This window comes from Pseudomonas sp. LS-2, assembly GCF_003605735.1.
Classification (GTDB): domain Bacteria; phylum Pseudomonadota; class Gammaproteobacteria; order Pseudomonadales; family Pseudomonadaceae; genus Aquipseudomonas.
In genome coordinates this window covers 805,779-828,405 of sequence record NZ_QXTJ01000039.1, presented here as the reverse complement: position 1 = coordinate 828,405, position 22,627 = coordinate 805,779, and the positions used below count along the sequence as shown (strand labels likewise).

At 56.9% G+C, this 22,627-nt stretch carries 17 protein-coding genes and 1 pseudogene; 12 read left to right on the top strand and 6 right to left on the bottom strand.

Annotated features, from left to right (window positions below; translation table 11 throughout):
• Positions 1-34: 34 nt before the first annotated feature.
• The 5 genes from mnmE to rpmH all read right to left on the bottom strand — a co-directional run bounded on the left by mnmE (position 35) and on the right by rpmH (position 3,956).
• Entirely contained in the window at positions 35-1,405 is a 1,371-nt protein-coding gene (gene mnmE, locus D3M70_RS25055) for a tRNA uridine-5-carboxymethylaminomethyl(34) synthesis GTPase MnmE (protein ID WP_120128290.1), read from the bottom strand.
• Between the two features lie 78 nt (positions 1,406-1,483).
• Positions 1,484-3,163, bottom strand: coding sequence for a membrane protein insertase YidC (gene yidC / locus D3M70_RS25050; protein WP_120128289.1), 1,680 nt, complete (start codon positions 3,161-3,163; stop codon positions 1,484-1,486).
• A gap of 2 nt (positions 3,164-3,165) precedes the next feature.
• Positions 3,166-3,411: a membrane protein insertion efficiency factor YidD gene (gene yidD / locus D3M70_RS25045; protein WP_081564616.1), complete on the bottom strand. Its 246-nt coding sequence runs from the start codon at positions 3,409-3,411 to the stop codon at positions 3,166-3,168.
• Positions 3,404-3,805, bottom strand: a complete 402-nt coding sequence (rnpA, locus tag D3M70_RS25040) for a ribonuclease P protein component (protein ID WP_120128288.1) — start codon at positions 3,803-3,805, stop codon at positions 3,404-3,406. Before rnpA ends, yidD begins: the two co-directional genes overlap by 8 nt.
• A 16-nt stretch (positions 3,806-3,821) precedes the next feature.
• A complete protein-coding gene (rpmH, locus tag D3M70_RS25035; protein WP_002551315.1) occupies positions 3,822-3,956 on the bottom strand; it encodes a 50S ribosomal protein L34 in 135 nt (44 codons plus the stop codon).
• 587 nt (positions 3,957-4,543) lie between these two features.
• Between rpmH and dnaA the strand changes: the two genes are divergently transcribed.
• The 11 genes and pseudogenes from dnaA to D3M70_RS24980 all read left to right on the top strand — a co-directional run bounded on the left by dnaA (position 4,544) and on the right by D3M70_RS24980 (position 20,611).
• Positions 4,544-6,085, top strand: coding sequence for a chromosomal replication initiator protein DnaA (dnaA, locus tag D3M70_RS25030; protein WP_120128287.1), 1,542 nt, complete (start codon positions 4,544-4,546; stop codon positions 6,083-6,085).
• Positions 6,086-6,120: 35 nt separating this feature from the next.
• Positions 6,121-7,224 carry a DNA polymerase III subunit beta gene (gene dnaN, locus D3M70_RS25025; RefSeq protein WP_120128286.1) on the top strand — a complete coding sequence of 368 codons (1,104 nt, stop codon included), beginning with the start codon at positions 6,121-6,123 and terminating at the stop codon, positions 7,222-7,224.
• Positions 7,225-7,238: 14 nt separating this feature from the next.
• On the top strand, positions 7,239-8,342 hold the full coding sequence (recF, locus tag D3M70_RS25020) for a DNA replication/repair protein RecF (protein ID WP_120128285.1): 1,104 nt from the start codon (positions 7,239-7,241) through the stop codon (positions 8,340-8,342).
• A 4-nt stretch (positions 8,343-8,346) separates the two neighbouring features.
• Positions 8,347-10,764: a DNA topoisomerase (ATP-hydrolyzing) subunit B gene (gene gyrB, locus D3M70_RS25015; protein WP_120128284.1), complete on the top strand. Its 2,418-nt coding sequence runs from the start codon at positions 8,347-8,349 to the stop codon at positions 10,762-10,764.
• A 686-nt stretch (positions 10,765-11,450) separates the two neighbouring features.
• Positions 11,451-12,364: pseudogene (locus tag D3M70_RS25010) on the top strand (outer membrane beta-barrel protein); the annotation flags it as partial.
• A 261-nt stretch (positions 12,365-12,625) separates the two neighbouring features.
• Positions 12,626-13,153, top strand: coding sequence for a polysaccharide biosynthesis/export family protein (locus D3M70_RS25005; RefSeq protein WP_120128283.1), 528 nt, complete (start codon positions 12,626-12,628; stop codon positions 13,151-13,153).
• A gap of 2 nt (positions 13,154-13,155) precedes the next feature.
• Positions 13,156-15,384 (top strand): polysaccharide biosynthesis tyrosine autokinase, encoded by a 2,229-nt coding sequence (locus tag D3M70_RS25000; protein WP_120128282.1) that lies wholly within the window; start codon positions 13,156-13,158, stop codon positions 15,382-15,384.
• Positions 15,385-15,476: 92 nt separating this feature from the next.
• On the top strand, positions 15,477-16,871 hold the full coding sequence (locus D3M70_RS24995) for an undecaprenyl-phosphate glucose phosphotransferase (protein WP_120128281.1): 1,395 nt from the start codon (positions 15,477-15,479) through the stop codon (positions 16,869-16,871).
• A gap of 27 nt (positions 16,872-16,898) precedes the next feature.
• The gene (locus D3M70_RS24990; protein ID WP_120128280.1) at positions 16,899-18,263 is read left to right on the top strand and encodes a lipopolysaccharide biosynthesis protein; all 1,365 of its coding nucleotides are present in this window, start codon (positions 16,899-16,901) and stop codon (positions 18,261-18,263) included.
• A 72-nt stretch (positions 18,264-18,335) separates the two neighbouring features.
• Positions 18,336-19,277, top strand: a complete 942-nt coding sequence (locus D3M70_RS24985) for a glycosyltransferase family 2 protein (RefSeq protein WP_120128279.1) — start codon at positions 18,336-18,338, stop codon at positions 19,275-19,277.
• A 53-nt stretch (positions 19,278-19,330) separates the two neighbouring features.
• Entirely contained in the window at positions 19,331-20,611 is a 1,281-nt protein-coding gene (locus D3M70_RS24980) for a hypothetical protein (protein WP_133306513.1), read from the top strand.
• Between the two features lies 1 nt (position 20,612).
• On the opposite strand, the gene D3M70_RS24975 is transcribed toward D3M70_RS24980, so the two are convergent.
• Positions 20,613-21,674, bottom strand: coding sequence for a glycoside hydrolase family 5 protein (locus tag D3M70_RS24975; RefSeq protein ID WP_120128277.1), 1,062 nt, complete (start codon positions 21,672-21,674; stop codon positions 20,613-20,615).
• A gap of 200 nt (positions 21,675-21,874) precedes the next feature.
• On the opposite strand from D3M70_RS24975, the gene D3M70_RS24970 reads away from it, so the two are divergent.
• The gene (locus D3M70_RS24970; RefSeq protein ID WP_120128276.1) at positions 21,875-22,597 is read left to right on the top strand and encodes a WecB/TagA/CpsF family glycosyltransferase; all 723 of its coding nucleotides are present in this window, start codon (positions 21,875-21,877) and stop codon (positions 22,595-22,597) included.
• Positions 22,598-22,627: the final 30 nt, after the last annotated feature.

Sequence of the window (22,627 nt, the reverse complement as noted above, 5' to 3'; positions counted from 1 at the left end):
TTAAGAATGACCTGCCTGTGGACAGCGTAAATGCCTACTTACCGATGCAGAAGCTCGAGAAGATCCGACCGAGCAGGTCGTCGGAGCTGAAAGCGCCGGTGATTTCGCCCAGGGACTGCTGAGCTTGACGCAGATCTTCTGCGAGCAGTTCTCCAGCCCCCGCCAAGGTGAGCTGCGACCGGCCATGCTCAAGCGAAGTGCTGGCCTTGTGCAAAGCCTCCAGATGCCGGCGTCGAGAGCTGAAGCTGCTTTCAGAGGTCTGTTGATAACCCATGCACGCTTTCAGATGATCGCGCAACAGCTCGAGTCCTTCGCCACCCGCCTTGGCACTCAGATTGATAGTGACGTGGCCATCTCCACTGATTTCGAGCCCTACTGAATCGCCGCTGAGATCCGCTTTGTTTCGAATCAATGTCACGCGGGACGGATCGGGACGCTGTTCGAGGAATTCCGGCCACAGCGCAAAGGGGTCTCTGGCTTCGGGAGCCGTTGCATCAACGACAAGCAATATCCGGTCAGCTTCACCAATGGCTTTCAGTGCACGCTCGACACCGATTCTTTCTACCTGATCTTCGGTATCGCGAAGGCCGGCTGTGTCCACGACATGAAGCGGCATGCCGTCGATGTGGATATGTTCGCGGAGGACGTCGCGGGTGGTACCCGCAATTTCTGTCACGATGGCGGCTTCCCTTCCCGCCAGTGCATTGAGCAGACTGGATTTACCAGCATTGGGTCGACCGGCGATCACCACCGTCATGCCGTCGCGCAACAACGCGCCCTGATTGGCTTCTCGCAATACCGTGGATAACTGTTCGCGTACATCGTCGAGCATGCTCAGTACATGGCCATCGGCAAGAAAGTCGATCTCTTCTTCGGGAAAATCGATGGCCGCTTCCACATAGATTCGCAGCCTGATCAATTTCTCGGTGAGGCTATCTACACGTTGAGAAAAAGCACCCTGCAGAGAGCGCAGCGCATTGCGGGCCGCTTGTGCAGAACTGGCTTCAATCAGATCGGCAATCGCTTCAGCCTGGGCAAGGTCGAGCTTGTCGTTCAAGAAAGCACGCTCGCTGAACTCGCCGGGCCGAGCCAAGCGGCTGCCGAGCTGTACAGAGCGTTGCAGCAGCATGTCGAGTACGATCGGTCCGCCGTGTCCCTGTAGCTCGAGGACATCTTCTCCGGTAAACGAATTGGGGCCCGGGAAGTACAGCGCGATCCCTTCATCGATGACCTGGCCGTTTTCATCCTGAAAAGGGCCGTAGTGGGCGAATCGCGGCTGTGGTTGCTTGCCGATGATCGCCTTGGCAGCAGCACTCGCCAACGGGCCGGAGATGCGCACAATGCCGACGCCGCCTCGACCTTGGGCGGTGGCGATGGCGGCGATGGTTTCACGAGGGACGTTCATGGTCCGGCTCCTGAATAACTGACGGATAGCAAAACGCCCCACGAGGGGGCGTTTTGAATTACTTGTTCACAGGGTAGATCATGCAGCCGCTTTCTTGGCCTTGGCCTCGATGCTGCGAGTGATGTACCACTGCTGGGTGATGGACAGGGTGTTGTTAACAACCCAGTACAGCACAAGACCAGCTGGGAACCACAAGAAGAAGAAGGTGAAGATGATCGGCATCAGCTTCATGACCTTCGCCTGCATCGGATCCGGCGGTGTAGGATTCAGACGCTGCTGGATGAACATGGTCGCGCCCATGATGATCGGCAGGATGAAGAACGGATCCTTGATCGACAGGTCGGTTATCCACAGCAGCCACGGTGCCTGTCGCATTTCGACGCTTTCAAGCAGTACCCAATACAACGACAGAAAAACCGGCATCTGCACCAGAATCGGCAAGCAACCACCCAGCGGGTTGATCTTCTCTTTCTTGTACAGCTCCATCATCGACTGCGACAGCTTCTGACGGTCGTCACCATGCTGTTCTTTCAACGCCGCCAGACGAGGAGCCACTGCTCTCATACGCGCCATGGATTTATAACTGGCTGCGGACAGAGGGAAGAAAAGCCCCTTGATAAGCATGGTCAGGAAGATGATCGACCAGCCCCAGTTACCCACAATGCTGTGGATATGTTGCAGCAACCAGAAAATCGGTTGAGCAATGAACCACAGAATGCCGTAGTCGACAGTCAACTCAAGGCCTGGGGACAACTCTTTGAGTACCGCCTGGCTTTTCGGGCCGGCATACAGGGTTGCAGTGGTCTCAGCCTGGGCACCTGGAGCGACGGTCAGGGCCGGACCGGTAAAACCGATGATGTAGTTGCCGGCACTGTCTTTACGGGTGGTAACGGTATTGCTGTCAGCCTTGTTCGGGATCCATGCGGTCACGAAATAGTGTTGTAGCCAGGCTACCCATCCACCTTGAACGGTGTCTTTGAGCGACGCTTTGTCGATGTCCTTCATTGAAACCTTTTTGTAAGGCTCCGAAGGTGTCCACATTGCCGCACCGAGGTAGGTCGCGGTACCCGTAGCAGTGGTTGAGGACGGATCCGCACTTGCATCACGCTTCAACTGTGCAAACAGGTTGCCGTTCCAGGCTTGTGCGCTTTGGTTATCGATCAGGTAGGAAACGGTCAGGTCATACAGGCCGCGTTTGAAACTGAAACGCTTGATGTAGTTGACGCCGGCATCGCTGAATTTCAGGTCGACGATCAGATCGTTCTGACCGTCGGCCAGTTGATAACTTTTCTGCGTCGCGGCGTAGACAGGACGACCGCCGGCACGCGCATCCGGGCCGTTTATGCCAGTAAGGCCGCTCTGTGCGAGAAAGGTACGCTCGCCACCATTATCGAATAGCTGAAACGGAATCTCTGGATGGTCTTGTCGACGCGGATACAGGGGCAAGCGGAGCTGCACCACGTCACCACCTACCGGGTCGATTTCCAGACTCAATACGTCGGTCTTTACCTGAATCAGGTCTTTGCTGACGGCAACCGGCATTTCTGCTGGCGCGGCAACTTCACCTGTAGCGCTTGGAACGTCTGCATTGGCAGGAGCGGAACCCTGTGGGGTATCAGGTAGAGCGGATGAATTGGTGTTGGCGGCAACATTCTGAGTCGGCAAGGCAGCCTGACCATAGTCCTGGTTCCATTTCAGGACACCGACATAGGTCACGATTGCCAGGGCGACGATCAGGATCGTGCGTTTAATATCCATGATTACTCGGCCATCGAAGAGGAACGGGAGGTGGGAGCTGGTGGAACCGGGTCGAAACCACCGGGATTCCACGGATGACAGCGACCTAAACGACGTAAGGTCAGCCAGCCGCCGCGTACCAGGCCATGATTTTCAATGGCTTCGTACGCGTAGCAGGAGCAACTGGGGTAGAAACGACAGTGATTGGCCATCAGGGGACTAATGGCATAGCGGTAAAACTGGATCGGAACGAGCGCCAGTTTACGCATCAGGACTGTCTACCCCCGCAGTTTCGGTTTTGACTTCTGGAGTTGGCCGGCTGCGCGCCAGACGTTTCCAGAGCTTGCCGAAATGCTGAATCAATTCGGGGTTTTCAATGTCACCCAAGCCTTTTCGCGCGACGACCACGATGTCCCATCCAGCCAGGTTGTCCTGGTTGAGACGAAACGATTCGCGCATCAGGCGTTTCAAGCGATTGCGCTCAACGGAAAGCTTTACGCTTTTCTTACCGATCACCAATCCCAATCGGGCGTGATCCAGGTCGTTGTTGCGCACAAGGAGCAGGAGATTTTTCCCCGGAACCTTGCCGGCGGGGGAGTCAAAGACTGCCTTGAAATGCCGGGGTGTCAGCAAACGCTTTTCCCGACTGAAGTCCTGACTCACCACCTGTGCCGATTAATCAAACTGCCAGACGCTTACGGCCTTTGGCGCGACGACGCGACAGAACTGCACGGCCGTTTTTGGTAGCCATACGAGCACGGAAACCGTGGGTGCGGGCGCGCTTGATGGTGCTCGGTTGGAAAGTACGTTTCATGGTGTGTTACCTGGTTCGTCCACAACGGGCCGGAATGACCCCGTTTTAAGAGACCGGGGATTCTAGAGAAAGCAAGCTCGCAGGTCAATTTCCAACCAACGTTTCCTGCAATTACTTCATATATGAATTTCTGAAGGGGTCAGCGGCATTCCTCGAGACCGCGCTGTGCTGTAGACATAGAAATAAAGAAGGAAAGTATTTAAAGCTTTTTTGTAAAGCTTATAGAAGCTTAGGAAACGATCTTCTGTGGATAACACCCGGAAGCCCGCGTCAATCAACGTGTACAGCGAATTGTAACTCTGTCCAAAAGCCGTGCTGAGCCTGTGCTGCACCGTCGGAAAACCTGTGCGTGGAATGGGCATTTATCCACAGGCGGTTTATCCACAGATTTCAGGTGCGAGTTATGCAAAGGGGTCATCATCAGTTATCCACAGAGCTTATCCGCTCGCCGTCGGTCGGCTTTTAGGTGGGTAACATCCTGTTTTTGAGGTGTCTGTTGATGACCTACATGTGGATAAGTCTTCTGTGGATGGTTACAATGGGCGCTTGTTTTTGCCTCACCGGCTTTCGAAACTTAGGGGATATCCGTGTCAGTGGAACTTTGGCAGCAGTGCGTGGAGCTTTTGCGCGATGAGCTGCCTGCCCAGCAATTCAACACCTGGATCCGTCCGCTACAGGTCGAAGCCGAAGGCGACGAGTTGCGTGTCTATGCGCCCAACCGGTTCGTACTCGACTGGGTGAACGAAAAGTACCTCGGCCGCCTGCTTGAGCTGCTGGGAGAGCACGGCCAGGGGATTGCCCCAGCCCTCTCCTTATTAATAGGCAGCAAGCGGAGTTCGGCCCCTCGCGCTGCACCCAACGCACCGCTAGCCGCGGCCGCGGCTGCCTCGCAGGCGCAAGCGACCCAGAAAGCGGCCAGTAACGGAGCTACGGCTCCTGTGCCCGTCAGTGAACCGACGCAGACACCTGCCCCCATCGTGCAAGCTTCACTGGATGTCGACGACGAGCCTTCGCGTGCCAGCTTCGATCCAATGGCCGGGGCCAGCTCCCAGCAGGCGCCCGCTCGCGCGGAACAGCGCAACGTGCAGGTGGAAGGCGCCCTCAAGCACACCAGTTACCTTAACCGCACGTTCACTTTCGAGAATTTCGTGGAAGGTAAATCCAACCAGCTGGCTCGAGCTGCGGCCTGGCAGGTTGCTGATAATCCCAAGCACGGTTACAACCCGCTCTTTCTATATGGCGGCGTGGGTCTGGGTAAAACTCACTTGATGCATGCTGTGGGTAACCATCTGCTCAAGAAGAACCCGAATGCCAAGGTTGTATATCTCCATTCGGAGCGCTTCGTTGCGGACATGGTCAAGGCGCTGCAGTTGAATGCGATCAACGAGTTCAAGCGCTTCTACCGTTCAGTCGATGCGCTGCTTATTGACGATATTCAGTTTTTCGCTCGCAAAGAGCGTTCTCAGGAAGAGTTTTTCCACACCTTCAACGCCTTGCTTGAAGGCGGTCAGCAGGTGATTCTCACCAGTGACCGTTATCCCAAGGAGATCGAAGGCCTTGAGGAGCGCCTCAAGTCCCGTTTCGGTTGGGGCTTGACCGTTGCGGTCGAACCCCCTGAGCTTGAGACCCGAGTGGCCATTCTCATGAAGAAGGCCGACCAGGCGAAGGTCGATCTTCCACATGATGCAGCGTTCTTCATTGCCCAGCGTATCCGGTCCAACGTGCGAGAGCTCGAAGGTGCGCTCAAGCGCGTTATCGCTCATTCGCACTTCATGGGCCGCGACATCACCATCGAATTGATCCGCGAATCGCTCAAGGACTTGCTGGCATTGCAGGATAAGCTAGTGAGTGTGGATAACATTCAGCGCACCGTCGCTGAGTATTACAAGATCAAAATCTCCGACCTTTTGTCGAAACGTCGCTCCAGATCGGTCGCTCGACCGCGTCAGGTAGCCATGGCGTTGTCCAAAGAATTGACCAACCACAGTCTGCCGGAGATCGGCGACGTGTTTGGGGGACGGGACCATACGACCGTCCTTCACGCCTGTCGCAAGATCAATGAACTTAAAGAATCCGATGCGGACATCCGCGAGGACTACAAGAACCTGCTGCGTACTTTGACGACGTGACGCCAGCGCAGCTTATCAAGGCAAGGGACTAGACCATGCATTTCACCATTCAACGCGAAGCCCTGTTGAAACCGCTGCAACTGGTCGCGGGCGTTGTCGAACGCCGCCAGACCTTGCCGGTTCTGTCGAACGTGCTGCTGGTCGTGGAAGGCCAGCAGTTGTCGCTTACGGGTACCGACCTGGAAGTCGAACTGGTGGGCCGCGTGCAGTTGGAAGAGCCTGCAGAGCCGGGCGAGATCACCGTTCCCGCGCGCAAGCTCATGGACATCTGTAAGAGCCTGCCGAACGACGCGCTGATCGACATCAAACTTGATGAGCAAAAACTGGTCGTCAAAGCCGGTCGCAGTCGCTTTACCCTGTCGACACTCCCGGCCAACGATTTCCCTACGGTAGAAGAAGGCCCGGGCTCGCTGACGTTCAATCTGGTTCAGAGCAAGCTGCGCCGTTTGATTGAACGCACAAGCTTTGCGATGGCCCAGCAAGACGTTCGATACTACCTGAACGGTATGTTGATCGAAGTCCATTCCGGTGTGTTGCGTGCAGTGGCCACTGATGGCCACCGTCTGGCGATGTGCTCGATGGCTGCGGAAATCGAGCAAGCTGATCGCCACCAGGTGATCGTTCCACGTAAAGGCATCCTCGAGCTGGCACGGCTGCTGACCGAGCAAGATGGTTTGGTCAGTATCGTTCTCGGTCAGCATCACATCCGAGCGACCACTGGCGAATTCACCTTCACCTCGAAACTGGTAGACGGCAAATTCCCGGACTACGAGCGGGTTTTGCCTAAAGGCGGAGACAAGTTGGTTGTCGGTGATCGTCAGGCATTGCGTGAAGCCTTCAGCCGTACAGCGATTCTATCGAACGAGAAGTACCGTGGCATTCGTCTGCAATTGGCGAGCGGCCAGCTGAAGATTCAGGCGAATAACCCTGAGCAGGAAGAAGCAGAGGAAGAAATCAGCGTCGATTACAGCGGTAGTTCACTGGAAATTGGATTTAACGTTAGCTACCTGTTGGACGTCTTGGGCGTGATGACCACGGAACAAGTGCGTCTGATCCTGTCTGACTCCAATAGCAGTGCGTTGGTCCAGGAATCCGGCAATGACGATTCGGCTTACGTTGTCATGCCGATGCGCCTGTAATCAGCAGCCATTAGATGTCTCTCAGTCGCGTCTCGGTCACCGGGGTGCGCAATCTGCACCCGGTGACCTTCTCCCCCTCTCCTCGCATCAATATCCTGTATGGCGCCAACGGCAGCGGCAAGACGAGCGTGCTGGAGGCGATCCATCTGCTTGGGCTAGCTCGCTCGTTTCGAAGCGCCCGCCTCCAACCCGTCATTCAATACGAACAACCTGCCTGCACAGTGTTTGGTCAGGTTGAATTGGCTGAGGGGGGGAATAGCAATCTGGGAATTTCTCGTGATCGCCAGGGCGAATTCCAGATTCGCATCGACGGGCAGAACGCGAAGAGTGCCGCTCAGCTTGCAGAGACTTTGCCGCTACAACTGATCAATCCAGACAGCTTTCGTCTTCTTGAGGGTGCGCCGAAGATTCGACGGCAGTTTCTGGATTGGGGAGTGTTCCACGTGGAACCTCGATTCATGGCCACTTGGCAGCGCCTTCAGAAGGCGCTGAGGCAGCGAAACTCGTGGCTTCGACATGGTACACTTGACGCCGCTTCGCAGGCTGCCTGGGACCGCGAGTTGTGTCAGGCCAGTGATGAAATCGATGAATTTCGTCGGGCCTATATCAAGGCTCTGAAACCTGTCTTTGAGCAAACTTTGAGCGAGTTAGTCCAGCTTGAAGGTTTGACCCTCAGTTACTACCGCGGTTGGGACAAAGAAAAAGACTTGAGCACTGTGCTCGCCTCTTCTCTCCATCGCGATCAGCAGATGGGTCATACCCAGGCTGGACCTCAGCGAGCCGACCTAAGGCTCAGGCTGGGTGGTCACAATGCCGCGGATATCCTTTCACGCGGACAGCAGAAATTGGTGGTCTGCGCATTGCGTATTGCTCAGGGGCACTTGGTCAGTCAGGCGCGCCGTGGCCAATGTATTTATCTCGTCGATGATCTGCCATCGGAGCTCGACGAGCATCACCGCAGCGCTCTTTGTCGTCTGCTGGAAGAATTACACTGCCAGGTTTTTATCACCTGTGTAGATCATGAATTGTTGAGGGAAGGCTGGCAGACGGAAACGCCAGTTGCTTTGTTCCACGTGGAACACGGCAGTATCACCCAGACCCACGATCATCGGGAGTGAATGCATGAGCGAAAATCAAACGTACGACTCGTCCAGCATCAAAGTGCTGAAAGGACTTGATGCCGTACGCAAGCGTCCCGGTATGTACATCGGCGATACGGACGATGGCAGCGGTCTTCACCACATGGTATTCGAAGTGGTGGATAACTCGATCGACGAAGCACTGGCCGGCCATTGCGACGACATCAGTATCATCATCCATCCGGACGAGTCCATCACCGTCCGTGACAATGGTCGCGGCATTCCAGTTGATGTCCACAAAGAAGAAGGCGTTTCGGCAGCTGAAGTCATCATGACCGTGCTGCACGCTGGCGGTAAGTTCGACGACAACTCCTACAAGGTTTCCGGTGGTCTGCACGGTGTGGGCGTATCCGTTGTAAACGCGCTTTCCGAAGAACTGAATTTGACGGTTCGTCGCAGCGGCAAGATCTGGGAACAGACTTACGTTCACGGTGTTCCACAAGAGCCGATGAAAATCGTTGGCGACAGCGATACCACCGGTACCGAGATTCACTTCAAACCTTCGGCCGATACCTTCAAGAACATCCACTTCAGCTGGGATATCCTGGCCAAGCGGATCAGAGAGCTGTCATTTCTGAACTCCGGTGTTGGCATCGTGCTGAAGGACGAGCGCAGTGGTAAGGAAGAGCTGTTCAAGTACGAAGGTGGTTTGCGTGCATTCGTGGAATACCTGAATACCAACAAGACTCCGGTCAACCAGGTTTTCCACTTCAACATCCAGCGTGACGATGGCGTGGGTGTCGAGATCGCCCTTCAGTGGAACGATAGCTTCAACGAAAACCTTCTGTGCTTCACCAATAACATTCCCCAGCGCGATGGCGGTACTCACTTGGTGGGTTTCCGTTCGGCGCTGACGCGCAATCTGAACAACTACATCGAGCAGGAAGGCTTGGCGAAGAAGCACAAAGTCGCCACCACCGGTGATGACGCCCGCGAAGGTCTGACCGCAATCATCTCGGTGAAAGTACCTGATCCGAAGTTCAGTTCGCAGACCAAAGACAAACTTGTATCGTCCGAGGTGAAGACCGCGGTCGAACAGGAAATGGGTAAATATTTCTCTGATTTCTTGCTGGAAAACCCGAACGAGGCAAAGGCGGTCGTCGGCAAGATGATCGACGCTGCGCGTGCTCGCGAAGCGGCGCGTAAAGCGCGGGAGATGACTCGTCGTAAAGGTGCACTGGATATCGCCGGCCTGCCTGGCAAGCTAGCCGACTGCCAAGAGAAAGACCCTGCCCTTTCCGAGCTGTACCTTGTGGAAGGTGACTCTGCTGGCGGATCCGCCAAGCAGGGACGCAATCGTAAGACTCAGGCCATCCTGCCACTCAAAGGCAAGATTCTTAACGTTGAGAAAGCCCGCTTCGACAAGATGATTTCCTCTCAGGAAGTCGGCACGTTGATTACTGCGTTGGGCTGCGGCATCGGTCGCGAAGAGTACAACATCGACAAGTTGCGTTATCACAACATCATCATCATGACCGATGCTGACGTCGACGGCTCTCACATCCGCACCCTGCTGCTGACTTTCTTTTTCCGTCAACTGCCAGAGTTGGTCGAGCGCGGTTACATCTACATCGCTCAACCTCCGCTCTACAAGGTGAAGAAAGGGAAGCAAGAGCAATACATCAAAGACGACGACGCCATGGAAGAGTACATGACGCAGTCGGCTCTTGAAGATGCGAGCTTGCACCTTAACGAATCTGCGCCTGGTATTTCCGGTCCTGCACTGGAAAAACTGGTCAACGATTTCCGCATGGTGATGAAGACACTTAAGCGCCTGTCCCGGTTGTATCCACAGGAACTCACCGAGCACTTCGTTTATCTGCCGCCTGTTTCGATGGAGCAGTTGTCGGATCACGCAGCCATGCAAGATTGGCTGGCCAGGTTCGACGAGCGCCTGCGCGTTGGCGAGAAGTCCGGTCTGGTCTACAAGGCGAGCCTGCGTGAAGACCGCGAACGTAATGTTTGGCTGCCAGAGGTCGAGCTGATTTCCCACGGCCTGTCCAATTATGTGACGTTCAACCGGGACTTTTTCGGCAGCAACGACTACAAGACTGTGACCGCTCTGGGCGCGCAGATCAGTAGCCTGCTCGAGGAAGGCGCCTACGTGCAACGTGGCGAGCGCAAGAAGCCTGTCACCGAGTTCAAGGAGGCCCTCGCCTGGCTGATGGCCGAGAGCACCAAGCGCCATACCATCCAGCGATACAAAGGTCTGGGTGAAATGAACCCGGACCAATTGTGGGAAACCACCATGGACCCAAGCGTGCGCCGCATGCTCAAGGTCACGATTGAGGATGCGATTGCAGCCGATCAGATCTTCAACACGTTGATGGGCGACGCCGTCGAACCACGCCGCGACTTCATTGAAGCTAACGCACTGGCAGTGTCGAACCTGGATTTCTAAAAGTTTTCGACCGCTGAAAAAACAAAACCCCGGCCGATTTGTCATCGGTCGGGGTTTTTATTTGCTGAGAGCTGTCTCGCTATTGGACAGTCATTCGGCTCATGTATCTAACATGGAAAAGTGCCCCAATATAGAGACTGGTCTTCAAGAAGCGAGTGATGATGGAAGCTGTTTCACCAGGCTGACAATCGTACGTTTGGGTGTTCCATCTTCATTACATGTCTAGAGACCGTTGGTCGAGAGACTCACACAAGTCACAAACCTTGCGCATACTCAGACCGTCGAGCGACGCCGACGGTGACAGCTATCTGTCCCGACGCAATGAATGGTCGCCGGCGCAGTACCCCCGGACGCGACATACGTCGTGACGGCTCAGCAGTCATCGATTTCTCCATGCGCCCCGCATTTCGCATGGTTGATGTGAATCTCCCCTTCTTTGGTTTGCCTCATCCGAGACACCTCGGTGCGGTAGCTATACCAAAAATTTTGTTCCTGCCTGTTGTACCCCTGCCGTCAGACATCTGGCTCGCAGGTGCCACCTGCCCTCGTGCTGTCGTGAGGTCAGTGTCCGGCGCGAATCCCTAGCTTCTTCTCTCCCAGTACCGGCGTTCAGCCGGCAGGGTTGCGGCTCTGTTTTGCCTGTTTTTCTGTCCATTTTTGGCCCTGTCGCGGAAAAGGATTCGTGAATGATCAACCGGAAAAATCTCCTGACGTTGCTCGTGGTCGTTCCCTTCCCGTTGGCCGCAATGGAGAGCAAACCGCAGAGCGTAGAACTGGGTGGTTTTGACTTCACGCCCGGCTTGAAGATCAGCGAGCAGTACGACGATAACTTTCGAACCTTGCCCGACCACGAGGAAGCCTCCTGGATTACTTCCGTGCGCCCGACCTTTCTGCTGCAAACCCAGACCCGCACCAGCGGTTACGAACTGGAATATGCGGTGGACAGCCGGACCTATCAGGATCATGCCGATGCCAATCATGTCGACCAGGCACTCAAGGGCAGAAGCGTCATGGAGTTCGACTCTCGCAATCGCTTGAATCTGGAGTTGGGCTATCGCCGCGCAGAAGACACCGTACAGACCGCCGAACCTCGCGAGAACGACAAGTACACCTTGAAGAACGGCAAAGTCGGCTACACCTACGGTGCCCGCACCGCGATGAATCAGATCGCTGTCTCGGCCGAATATCAGGAACTGCGTTATCGAAACAGTGGCTCGCTCAATGATGACAAAGAGCACGACACCACCACGTACATTGGCACCTGGTATCACCGACTGGGAGGCAGTACTCGCGCATTGGCCGAGTTACGCCACAGCGATTTCGATTACGTGATCAGCAACAGTCCGCGCAACAGCACTGGCGATGCGGCGCTGGTCGGCATCACCCGCGACATCAGCGCCAAACTCAGCGGCAGCGTTCGGGTCGGCTACGAGCGCAAGAACTTCGATAACAGCGACGTCAACGATTACAGCAGCCCGACCTGGGAGGCTAACGTTGAGTACAAACCACGCACCTACTCGACGTTCTCCATCAACGCTCGCAAATCTTTCGAGGAAGGCGATGATGGCGCCAACACCGTACATGACACCAGTACCAGGCTNACCGATACGCCGATCTCGAATACCTGGGTGTCGGTGGTCGAGACGACAAGCTCAATACCTATGGTGCGTCGGTCATCTACTCGCCTACTCGCTGGGCGGATATCTCGCTGGGCTATCAGCGCTGGAAGAACGACTCGGATCTCGACGATCAGACCTACGCCCGCAACGTATACATGCTGACGTTCGCCCTCACCCTTTGAAATCAGCTGGGCTGCAAGGGTCCCTGTGGACCCGTTCCAATCCGCAAAGGAGGTTATCCCATGTCCATCCGCCGCCTATTCATCCTCACCCTGCTCTGGGTATGCAGTACGCCCGCGTTCTCGGCGGCTCAGTACACGCTCAGTTCCGGAGACAGCATCTCCATCAACGTGGTCGGGGAAACCGAATTGACCTTCAAGAAGATTGTTCTCAATGACGCTGGCGCGTTCAGCTACCCGTTCATCGGTGAGGTCATGGCAAAGGGTTTGACGGAGGGACAGGTTGAGCAACTGATCGCCTCGAGGTTGAAGAACGGTTATCTGGTCGACCCGAGGGTGTCGGTGAGCGTGCTGGAGTACAGACCGTTCTACATCGGCGGGGAAGTGAAGTCGCCTGGCGGCTATGCCTTCAAACCGGGTTTGACGATGGACCGGGCAATCGCTCTCGCTGGCGGGCTCACGGAACGGGCATCTGACAAACGCATCAGCATCATTCGCGGGAAGGATCCCAGTCGAGCCGCTGCGAAGGCATCGCTGAATACCCTGGTTGAACCAGGCGACACCATTAACATCGACCAGGGGTTCTTTTGATCATGGGCCAGATCAGTATAAGCAGGCGGAACGAGATCTCACGACACTCAGTGGGTGTGCCGGAGGAAGATCGGGACTTTATCGACTCGCGCAAAATTGGACAGACGTTGTGGGCGAGCAAGTGGAGCATTTTTAGCGTTACCCTCCTCGCCGTGCTACTGGCGGCGGTGGTCATGCAAACCATCACACCGGTGTATCGCGCAGTGGCCTCGTTGGTCATCGAGCCGAAAGGTGCTTCGCTGATTTCATTTCAGCCACTTGCCGATCCGAACAATCCCACAAGCGATTACCTGCAAACCCAGATCAGCCTGATCCAGAGCCGTGGTGTTGCCGAGCGTGCGGTCAAGCAGTTGAACCTGACCGAGCATCCTGAGTTCGACCCCCGCCAGCGGCCGTACCTGATGACGCGCCTGAAGTCGATGATCTCCTCTCTGAGCCCGGGCCTGTTTCCTGCCAGTTGGAGTCAAGGTGAAGCGCTGACCCCGACCCAGGTATTCGACGCGACGGTGATGGAGCTGATGGAGCACACCTCGGTGAGCTCTGTGGGCAAGAGCCAATTGGTGACCATCGGTGTGACGCTCAAGGACAAACAGACCGCCGCGGATGCTGCTAACGCGCTGGCGCGTGGTTATCTGGACAGTCGGCTCGACGCCCAGGTCAATGATTCGCTGACGGCCAGCCGCTGGATGGATACCCGAGTGGTCGAGTTGCGCACCCAGTTGCAGGAGTCGGAGAACAAACTTCAGGCCTATCGCGACGCGCAAGGGTTGGTAGACGTAGGAGGCGTCACGACGATCACTGCCAACGAGTTGGCCAAAACCAGTGATCGCATGATCGATGCCCGTCGTGAACGCGCCGAGGCGCAAAGTCAGTATCAACAGGTTCAGTCCATCGCCGGCAAGAGCGCCAGCCAGCTGTCGACTATTCCAGCGGTCATCAACAACCCGGTCATCCAGCAGTTCCAGGCGGATGTGGCCAAGGCCCAGGCCAAGGTCGACGAGTTGTCCCGGCGTTACGGCGATCTTCACCCGAAAATGGTCGCGGCACGCTCTGATCTGGCGGCGGCCAAGGCAAGCATGGCGACTCAAGTCAATCAGGTGGTCGCGGGTCTGCAGAACAACTATCAGTTGGCACAGGCGAACGAAAATGCACTGCGGGCTTCGGTGAACACCAGCCGTGCGCAGATCCAGGACATCTCGCGCAAGGAGTTCAAGCTGCGCGAGCTGCAACGTGACGTCGACAGTAACCGCTCGTTGTACGAGACCTTCGTCAATCGCCTGAGAGAAACCACCGCCACGGCTGAGATGGGTTCGAGCAATGCGCGGATTGTCGATGAGGCAATCACACCGCTGCTGCCTAATACGCCACGCAAATCGCTGATCTTTTCGCTCGTCGCCGCGTTGGCATTCGGCGTCGCATGCGCGTTGTCGTTGCTGCGCGATGCGATGAAAAACACAGTCAAGTCCAGCGAGGATGTCGAGAAGAAAATGCACCTGCCGGTGTTGGGTGTGGTGCCGTTGCTGCAGAAGAAAAACCGGGGGCGCATTGCCCGACAGTTCGAGCGTAATGACGACACTGCGTTCAGCGAGGCCATCCGGACGACGCGCACCGGGGTCATGCTCAGCGACATCGAAGCCCGCCGTCATGTTCTGGTGATCACCTCCTCCGTGCCTGGCGAAGGCAAAAGCGCGATCGCGGTCAATCTGGCCTGTGCGTTGGGGCGGCTGGAGCGGGTGTTGCTGATCGAGGCCGATCTTCGGCGACCGACCCTGGCGAAAAATCTGGGCTTGAACAACGGGCAGATAGGCCTGGCCAATCTGGTCAATGGCAGCGCACGCAGCGGCGAATGCATTCAGCAGGTAGGCGATATGGATGTTCTGCCAGCCGGTGCAGTGCCTTCCAATCCGCTGGAACTGCTGGCTTCGCCGCGCTTCACGAGCTTTCTCGACTGGGCCAGACAACGTTACGACCGCATCATCATCGACTCACCGGCGAGCCACTCGGTCAGCGATGCGGCGTTGCTCTGCGCGCTGGCCGATGCGGTGCTTTATGTCGTCAAGTCAGACAGCACGTCCACGCCCGTCGTACAGCGTGGTGTCGGGCAGTTGCTGCGAAACGGGGCGCCGGTCATTGGCGTGATTCTCAACCAGGTTTCGGCGGTCAATGCCCGCTACGACCATCAGGGCTATTACGGCTATCTGCCGGGAGAGGCCTACCAGGCAAAGGTGTAACGGGTTAACGGCGAAGATCGCTAAAGGGAAATCAACAGCTCAGCCTGGGCAACGTCTTACAGGCCATGCGACGAACGCTTGGGAGTATCACCATGCTTGCTCGACGCTTACATCCTTCGGTCAATCGAAGGGGCTTGACGTTCTGGGCCCAGTGGTCAAGTGCCACGGTCCTGTCCAATCTGATCATCTGCTATCTGGTCTTTGACCAGTTGGGCTACATCGCCACCGAATACCGGGTACTGGTCCTGCTAGGAGTGTTGGCCTCAGTGCCCATTTACACCGCGCTGCACGTTTATCACAAGCGCTACGGCTATGGTCTTGGCCTGCTGCGTCTGTTGGCAGGCTGGTCAGTGTTGATGGGCGCGTTGTCGGCGGTGGTGCTGGTCTGCCTGAACTATGCCGACCTCGATCAGGATCTATTGGCGAGGATGGCCGTGTTCGGCTTTCTGGCGCAGGCATGCAGTTATTTGCCACTGCGCTATCTGACCAATCTGCATGCACGCTGGCTGCGTTATGAGCGCACGGCCGTGATCGTCGGCACCTGTCCATTGGCGTACAGCCTGGCGCGACAGTTGCGAGAGCGGGTTCCGATATTCGGCATGGTCTCGACCGGCAACGAAGAGGTCGAGCATGTTGCCGATGACAGCGATCTACCCGTGCTTGGTGCCCTGCCCGGCTTGAATGATCTGGTGACACACAACAGCATCAGGCGCGTGTACATCGCTATGCCGCTGAGCAAGGCGGCGCAAATCGAGGCCATTTACCTGGCCTTGCTGGACCTTAATGTCGACGTGGTATGGATTCCCGACTTCAGCAGCATGATGCTGCTCAACCAATCCATTTCGCAGATTGAACAATTCCCCGCGATTTACCTCAACGAGACTCCGCTCAGCTCTCATCCGGCGGCAGCCTTGGGCAAGGAGTTGTTTGATCGGGGGCTGGCCCTGGCGGCGTTGATTGTACTGTTCCCGGTGATGTTCGCCGTGGCGATTGCGGTGAAGCTTTCCTCGCCGGGCCCGGTGTTCTTTCGCCAACCGCGCCATGGCTGCAACGGTCAGGTGATTCTGGTGTGGAAGTTTCGTTCGATGCGTGTGCACGACGACACCGAGGTCAAACAGGCCACTCAGAACGACTCACGCATCACCCGCGTCGGCGCCTTCATCCGACGCACGTCGATCGATGAGCTGCCACAGTTGATCAACGTTCTGCGCGGCGAAATGGCAATGGTCGGGCCCCGTCCTCACGCGGTCGCCCATAATCATTATTACGGCGACAAGATCATTGCCTATATGGCCCGGCACCGGATCAAACCCGGGATCACGGGGCTTGCGCAGATCAGCGGTCTGCGGGGTGAAACCGAGACCCTTGAGAAGATGCAGAAGCGGATCGAAAAGGATCTGGCCTACATCAATCACTGGTCGCTCTGGCTCGACATCAAGATTCTGGTGAAAACGCCCTTTACCCTGTTCTCACGTGACATCTATTAAGCACAGCGGCAAGCGAAGGAGATGGCCATGGCAGATCCCGAATTTACCGCCAACGATTTACTTGGCACAGGGTGGCGCGGCACGGTTCGGCAGTTGTGGCGGGCACGGCTGGTACGCAATATCGTCACGACGATTACGGGCAGCGCCGGGGCGCAGGCGATCAACCTGGCGCTGATTCCGCTGATCATGCGCATCTACGGCCCCGAGGCATTCGGGGTGGTCGGCACGTTCCAGAGTCTGACGATTATCCTCATTCCCTGGTGCGCGCTGACCTATCCGATGGCGATCGTGTTGCCTCAGTCCGATCGAGATGCTCGCGGATTGATTCGTCTGTCGTTGTGGGTGGCGGCGGTGATCTGCGGCGTCACTGCCCTGCTTCTGTACTGTTGGGGTGAGCAGGCGTCCAGGGCATTGGGCATCGATCTGCTGATTCCTTATCTGATGCTGTTGCCCATCGTGATGTTCAGCTCTGCGGTCCTGGAGATTACCCAGCAATGGCTGTATCGCAACCAGCGGTTCAACCTCACCGCGCGCGCCGCGACCTTGCACGCGCTGATCTACAACGCCACCCGCAGTGGAGCGGGTCTGATCCTTGCCACTGCGCCGGTGCTGGTGGTGACCAGCGCGCTTTACTACGTTATCCACAGCGCACTGCTCCTGGTCGGTATTCGCCTGCGACGTGAGCCGAGCATGACGACTCGCGCAGCGAAGAACACCCAGGAAGCCCGAAAAACACTGCGCCAACTCGCCGCTGAGTATCGCGACTTCCCACTGTTCCGCGCCCCGCAGGTTTTGATCAACGCGCTCTCGGTACACATGCCTACGCTCGTTCTGGCATCCGCTTTCGGTGCGGTGCCGGCGGGCTTCTTCGCGCTTTGTCTGCAAGTGCTGGCGATGCCCAGCAACTTCATCGGCAAGGCGGTGGGCAGTGTTTATTACCCGCGTATCACCCAAGCCATTCATGCGCGTGAACCGGTAGCCGGTTTGTTGATTCGAGGTGTGGCGGGCATGTCGCTTGCGGGGCTGGTCCCGTTCGCCGCGTTGGTGATTGCAGGCCCCTGGCTGTTTCATCTGGCCTTCGGCGGCCAATGGGAAACTGCAGGCGAATACGCGCGGTGGCTGGCAATTTCCGAGTTCGCCGGGTTCATCGGCGGGCCTTGCCTGGTCGCGATACCCGCGCTGTCGCTGCAGAAAACTTTCCTGGTGTTCGAGGTCGTCAGCACCAGTCTGCGGATTTCAGCGGTGCTGGCGGGAGCGTTTTTCTTCAAGGATGCCCTGGCAGTGGTCATGGCCTTCGCCGCTGCCAATGTTCTGATCAACCTGTCGATGATTGTCATCGTGCTGTTCGAGGGGCGGCGCTGGCATCGCCGGCTGTTGCTGGAACCGTCCTGATTCAAACTGATTTTTCGCGATCGGGCGGCAGCTACGTCTGCTGTTTGTCTCTTCCTCCGGAGGGTCTCTACCATGAACACTGACAAGGTCTGCGCGATCATCCTCAACTGGAACGGCGCCGAGCAGACGCTCAACTGCATGCGCTCTCTGGCGGCCTGTGGGTCTATTCCCGTCGTGATCATCGACAACGATTCGCAGGTAGCCGATTACCAGAAACTGCACAGTTTCATGCTCGACCAGGACGCAGACGAGACGCTTATCACCACGCAAGACGAGATCGGTCACGAGGCTCGCAAGTATGCTTATTGCCTGATCAGGAATAACGGAAACCACGGGTACGCTGGCGGCAATAACGTCGGGATCGATTACGCGAACCGCGCCGGCTACGAGTATTTCTGGATACTCAACAACGACATCACCGTCGAGCCCCGTGCGCTTGAGGCCTTGATGCAAACCATGGACGGCGACCCTCGTTGTGGTTTCAGTTCGTCGGTGCTGGTTTACGCCGATAACCCCGATATCGTGCAGTGCGTCGGCGGCGGGACGGTCTACCCCTGGCTCGGCAAGACCAAATTGATCGGCAAGAACGCCGAGCGCGCGCAACTTGCGACGCTGAACCTGCCCACCCCGGATTACCTGATGGGGGCCTCGATGCTGGTTTCACGTCGGGTCATCGAGAAGGTCGGTCTGATGGACGACCGCTATTTCATGTATTCCGAAGAGGTCGACTGGCAACGTCGCGCCGCTGCCCGGGGCATTACCTGCCATGTAGCGCTCGGCAGTTTTGCCCGGCATGGCGACAGCGGCAGCACCAAGGGCAAAAGTCATCTGTTCCACTTTTATCGAAACCGTGCGGCGATCATGTACAACCGTAAGTTCCACTCGACCACCTGCTGCGTCGTTTCTTCGCTGGCGTTGGCGTCCATCACGGTTCTGCAAAACAGCCGCAGCCCCAAGAATATTCGTTACGGCCTCAAGGGGATCAGCGAAGGCTTCGCGTTTTCCTGGCACTGACGAATAAGGCTCGCTCCCCTGCTCCAGAGTTTCACCCACGAAGGTATTTCGCTGTGACCAGAAGGCTATTTTCCTACCGGACGCTGTTGTTCGTTCTGCTGTTCCTGAACTCGGCGTGCCTGTTCCTTACCGACAACAAGAAAGCCGGCCTGCCGTATCTGCGCGAGATGTTCATCGTCGCTGTCGTGCTTTCAGCCTTGGCTTTGCTGTTGCTCTGGAAGCGTGCGCATCAGTCCAGAGCTGCCTTTTGGGTGGTGTGTTTTGGTCTGCTGCTGCCGCTGTTGTCGGCGTTCCTGGCCAATGCGAAATTCGGACAACCGATGCTCTTCGGCCTGCTGGAAGAGCGCCGCACTTTTCTCTATCTGTTGTTCTTCCCAGCCTTGTACCTGATGATCAAGGCACGACCGACGCAAGAAGAACTGGAGCGATTCTTTCTGATGTCGGGCCTGGCGTGTGTGCTGGTCGGCTATCTGTATTACCTGGGGATCATTCCGGAAAACAGCGACGTTGCCTTTACCGTCGATGAGAAGGACTACGGGCTCAATCCACTGCGCCCCAACCGTTTCAGTGTCGGCGCGGCGTACGTCAGTGTGTGCGCCTATATGCTGATGTATCGCCTCAGACGCGACTACTCACTGGCATCGGTCGCGCTATTGCTGCTGTTCGCGTCGTATCTGTGGCTGGTACTTCAGACCCGCAACACCATGCTGGTCTGGGCGCTGGCAGGCATATGGATATTTCGCAGCCGCTGGGGCGTCATTCTCAAGTCGGGCGTCGCCGTGGTTGCCATCGTGGCGGTGGCGTATTTCATCGTCCCGGATTTTTTTACCGATCAGTACCAGAAATTCAACGCGCTACTGTTTGAAGCCACCAGCGAAGGCGGCGTTCGGGCGACCACTTCGGACATTGTGCTGCAGGAGATACAGCAGAACTACTACATCGGCATGGGTGCCTTGTCGTTGCAGTGGCAGAACGGCTTCGCGCGGCTTTATAGCGCGTACTTCTACCTGTCGGATGTAGGGCTTCTGGGTGTGCTTTACCGCTTCGGTTTTCTCACCCCGATCATCGCGCTGTTCTACTACGTCGGTTATTGGCGAATCATTCGCCAGTGCCGGCGCAAGGGTGATCTGCTCAGTGCCCTGCAACTCGATTTCCTGCTCAATGCGCTCAACTTCTTCCTGTCCACCTCGATCATGTACGGCGGGGATCTGGCCGGCCTTGCAATTGCGGCGTTCGTTTATTTCGCACGCGCTTCAGCGGTGAACAGTGCAGCCATCCAGCGCCCGGTGGACCCTGAGCGCGTTTATCGACAACCGCTTCAGCCGCATCGCTGACTCAGCGGCGCGCGGGCACTGGTCCGTAATCGCTGCACTTGGGCGCTTCGAGGTACTTGGACAACACCTTCCACTGGGGACGGTCCTTGCCATCGATGGGTTCCAGGTTCATGGGTTCTGGACCCCAGCTCTCGCCTGACGTCCAGTAGGCAACGGGTATGCAGTGCTGGCGCAGGAAACCAAGGAGGCGATCTGCCGCCTCGTTCCATCGCGGGTCATTGTCGGGAAAACCCATTTCGCCGATCTGTCCGCGCCGACCATTTCGTTGAAGCCATTCGATGAAAGGCGTGACTCGTCGTACGCCAATATCCGGATCGATGGGCGCGGTTTTCGCATCCTTGTACACACCGCTGCCGTTCTGATCCATATACAAGTGCGCGGAAAACACCAGGTTATTGGCCGGGTCTTTTAGCGGCAGCAGGGCGTCGTTGTACTGGGGCCAGCGCTCGGCACTGGACCAAGAGCGACCTTCGACAATGATCGGCCGTTTCGAATCGATCTGACGAATCGCATCGATCCCCGCCTGCGCCGCTTGGGGCCAACTGGCGTCGGAGTCGTCATGGGGTTCGTTCATCAAGTCATAGGCATAGAGTGCCGGCGAGTCATGCCAGCGCTCGGCAACGCGCTGCATCAAATTCCGGTAATGGTTGACCGTCACCTGCGAACTGCCAATCACCTGCCCTCGGTACCGAGCATAGTTATGCACATCAATAATCACACCGATGCCTTGCTGGTTCGCCTGCGCGAGCATTTTGTCTATCAACCCGGCATACGTGGCGTCCAGCCCACCGCCCAACACAGGCTGTAAGCGTTCCCACTTCACTGGAAACCGCACCGTGCGGATGCCCCTGGCTTTCCAGCGAGCGAAATACCCTTCGCTGGGGAAGAAGTAGTGCGTGCCGTTCACCCCCGGAAATACATTCTCCGAAGACTCGGCCCCCGAAACGTTGATCAAGACCATCGGCAGGGACGAAGCTTCGGCGCTCACGCACATCCCCTGAATCACCGTCAGCGACAAGCCGGCCAACACCGACTTGCGCAACCACCTCATAGCGCGACTCATCCTCGTCGTCTTTTCGCCACGGAAGACTCCCGAACGGAATTCGTGTTGTTCAAGCAACGCGGGCCTAACGCCTGCCTGCTTGTTACGTCGCTCCAGATGCTTACCGCTGGCCCCGGAGAGGGTCGCAATCGCCGATCCCGCGCTGACATTCAGTGTGAGTCGGCTCTGCACGCGATTATTCATTAGCAGGAGCCCGCCCTATGAAAGTGTTTGGAATCGAGTTCTATCGTGGAAGACAACGAGAGCTCATCGACGAGTTGATCAAACTCAGTGACGCACCTTTCAGGTACCTGGTAACCGCCAACGTCAATCACATCGTACTGCTCGAACATGACGAGCCGTTTCGGGAAGCCTACCGGCATGCCGGACACCGATTATGCGACAGCCGCGTTCTTTACCCGGTATTGCAGCGCCTGGAGGCCGGTATCGCCGAGCCGATCCCCGGCAGTACGCTGACCCGGGCGATGATGAACATTGCGCAACTGCGGCAGTGGTCGGTGACCATTCTGGGTTGCGAGAGGGATGTCATCGCCACCCTGAAAGAAAACTATCCGTCCGTGACCTTTCACCACTACAACCCACCGATGGGGTTCATCAACGACCCTCAGGAGGTGGAGCGTTGTATTTCATTCATTCAAGAGCAACGTTCGCGCATGACGGTTTTCTCCGTGGGCTCGCCTCGTCAGGAGATCCTCGCCTGCGAGTTGTTCAAGCGAGGGGGGGCCACCGGTATCGGTTTGTGCACAGGCGCTTCCCTGGCGTTTCTGTCGGGCAAGGTCAAGCGTGCTCCTGTGTGGGTGCAGCGCCTGTCACTGGAGTGGCTGCATCGGTTGTGCACCGAGCCCAGACGCCTGGGTCGACGTTATGCAGTCGATGCCTACCGGATTCTGCCGATCATCGCTCGGCAGTTCCGGAATCGTTAGGGCACCTGGCGTTCATATTCGAACGTTAGG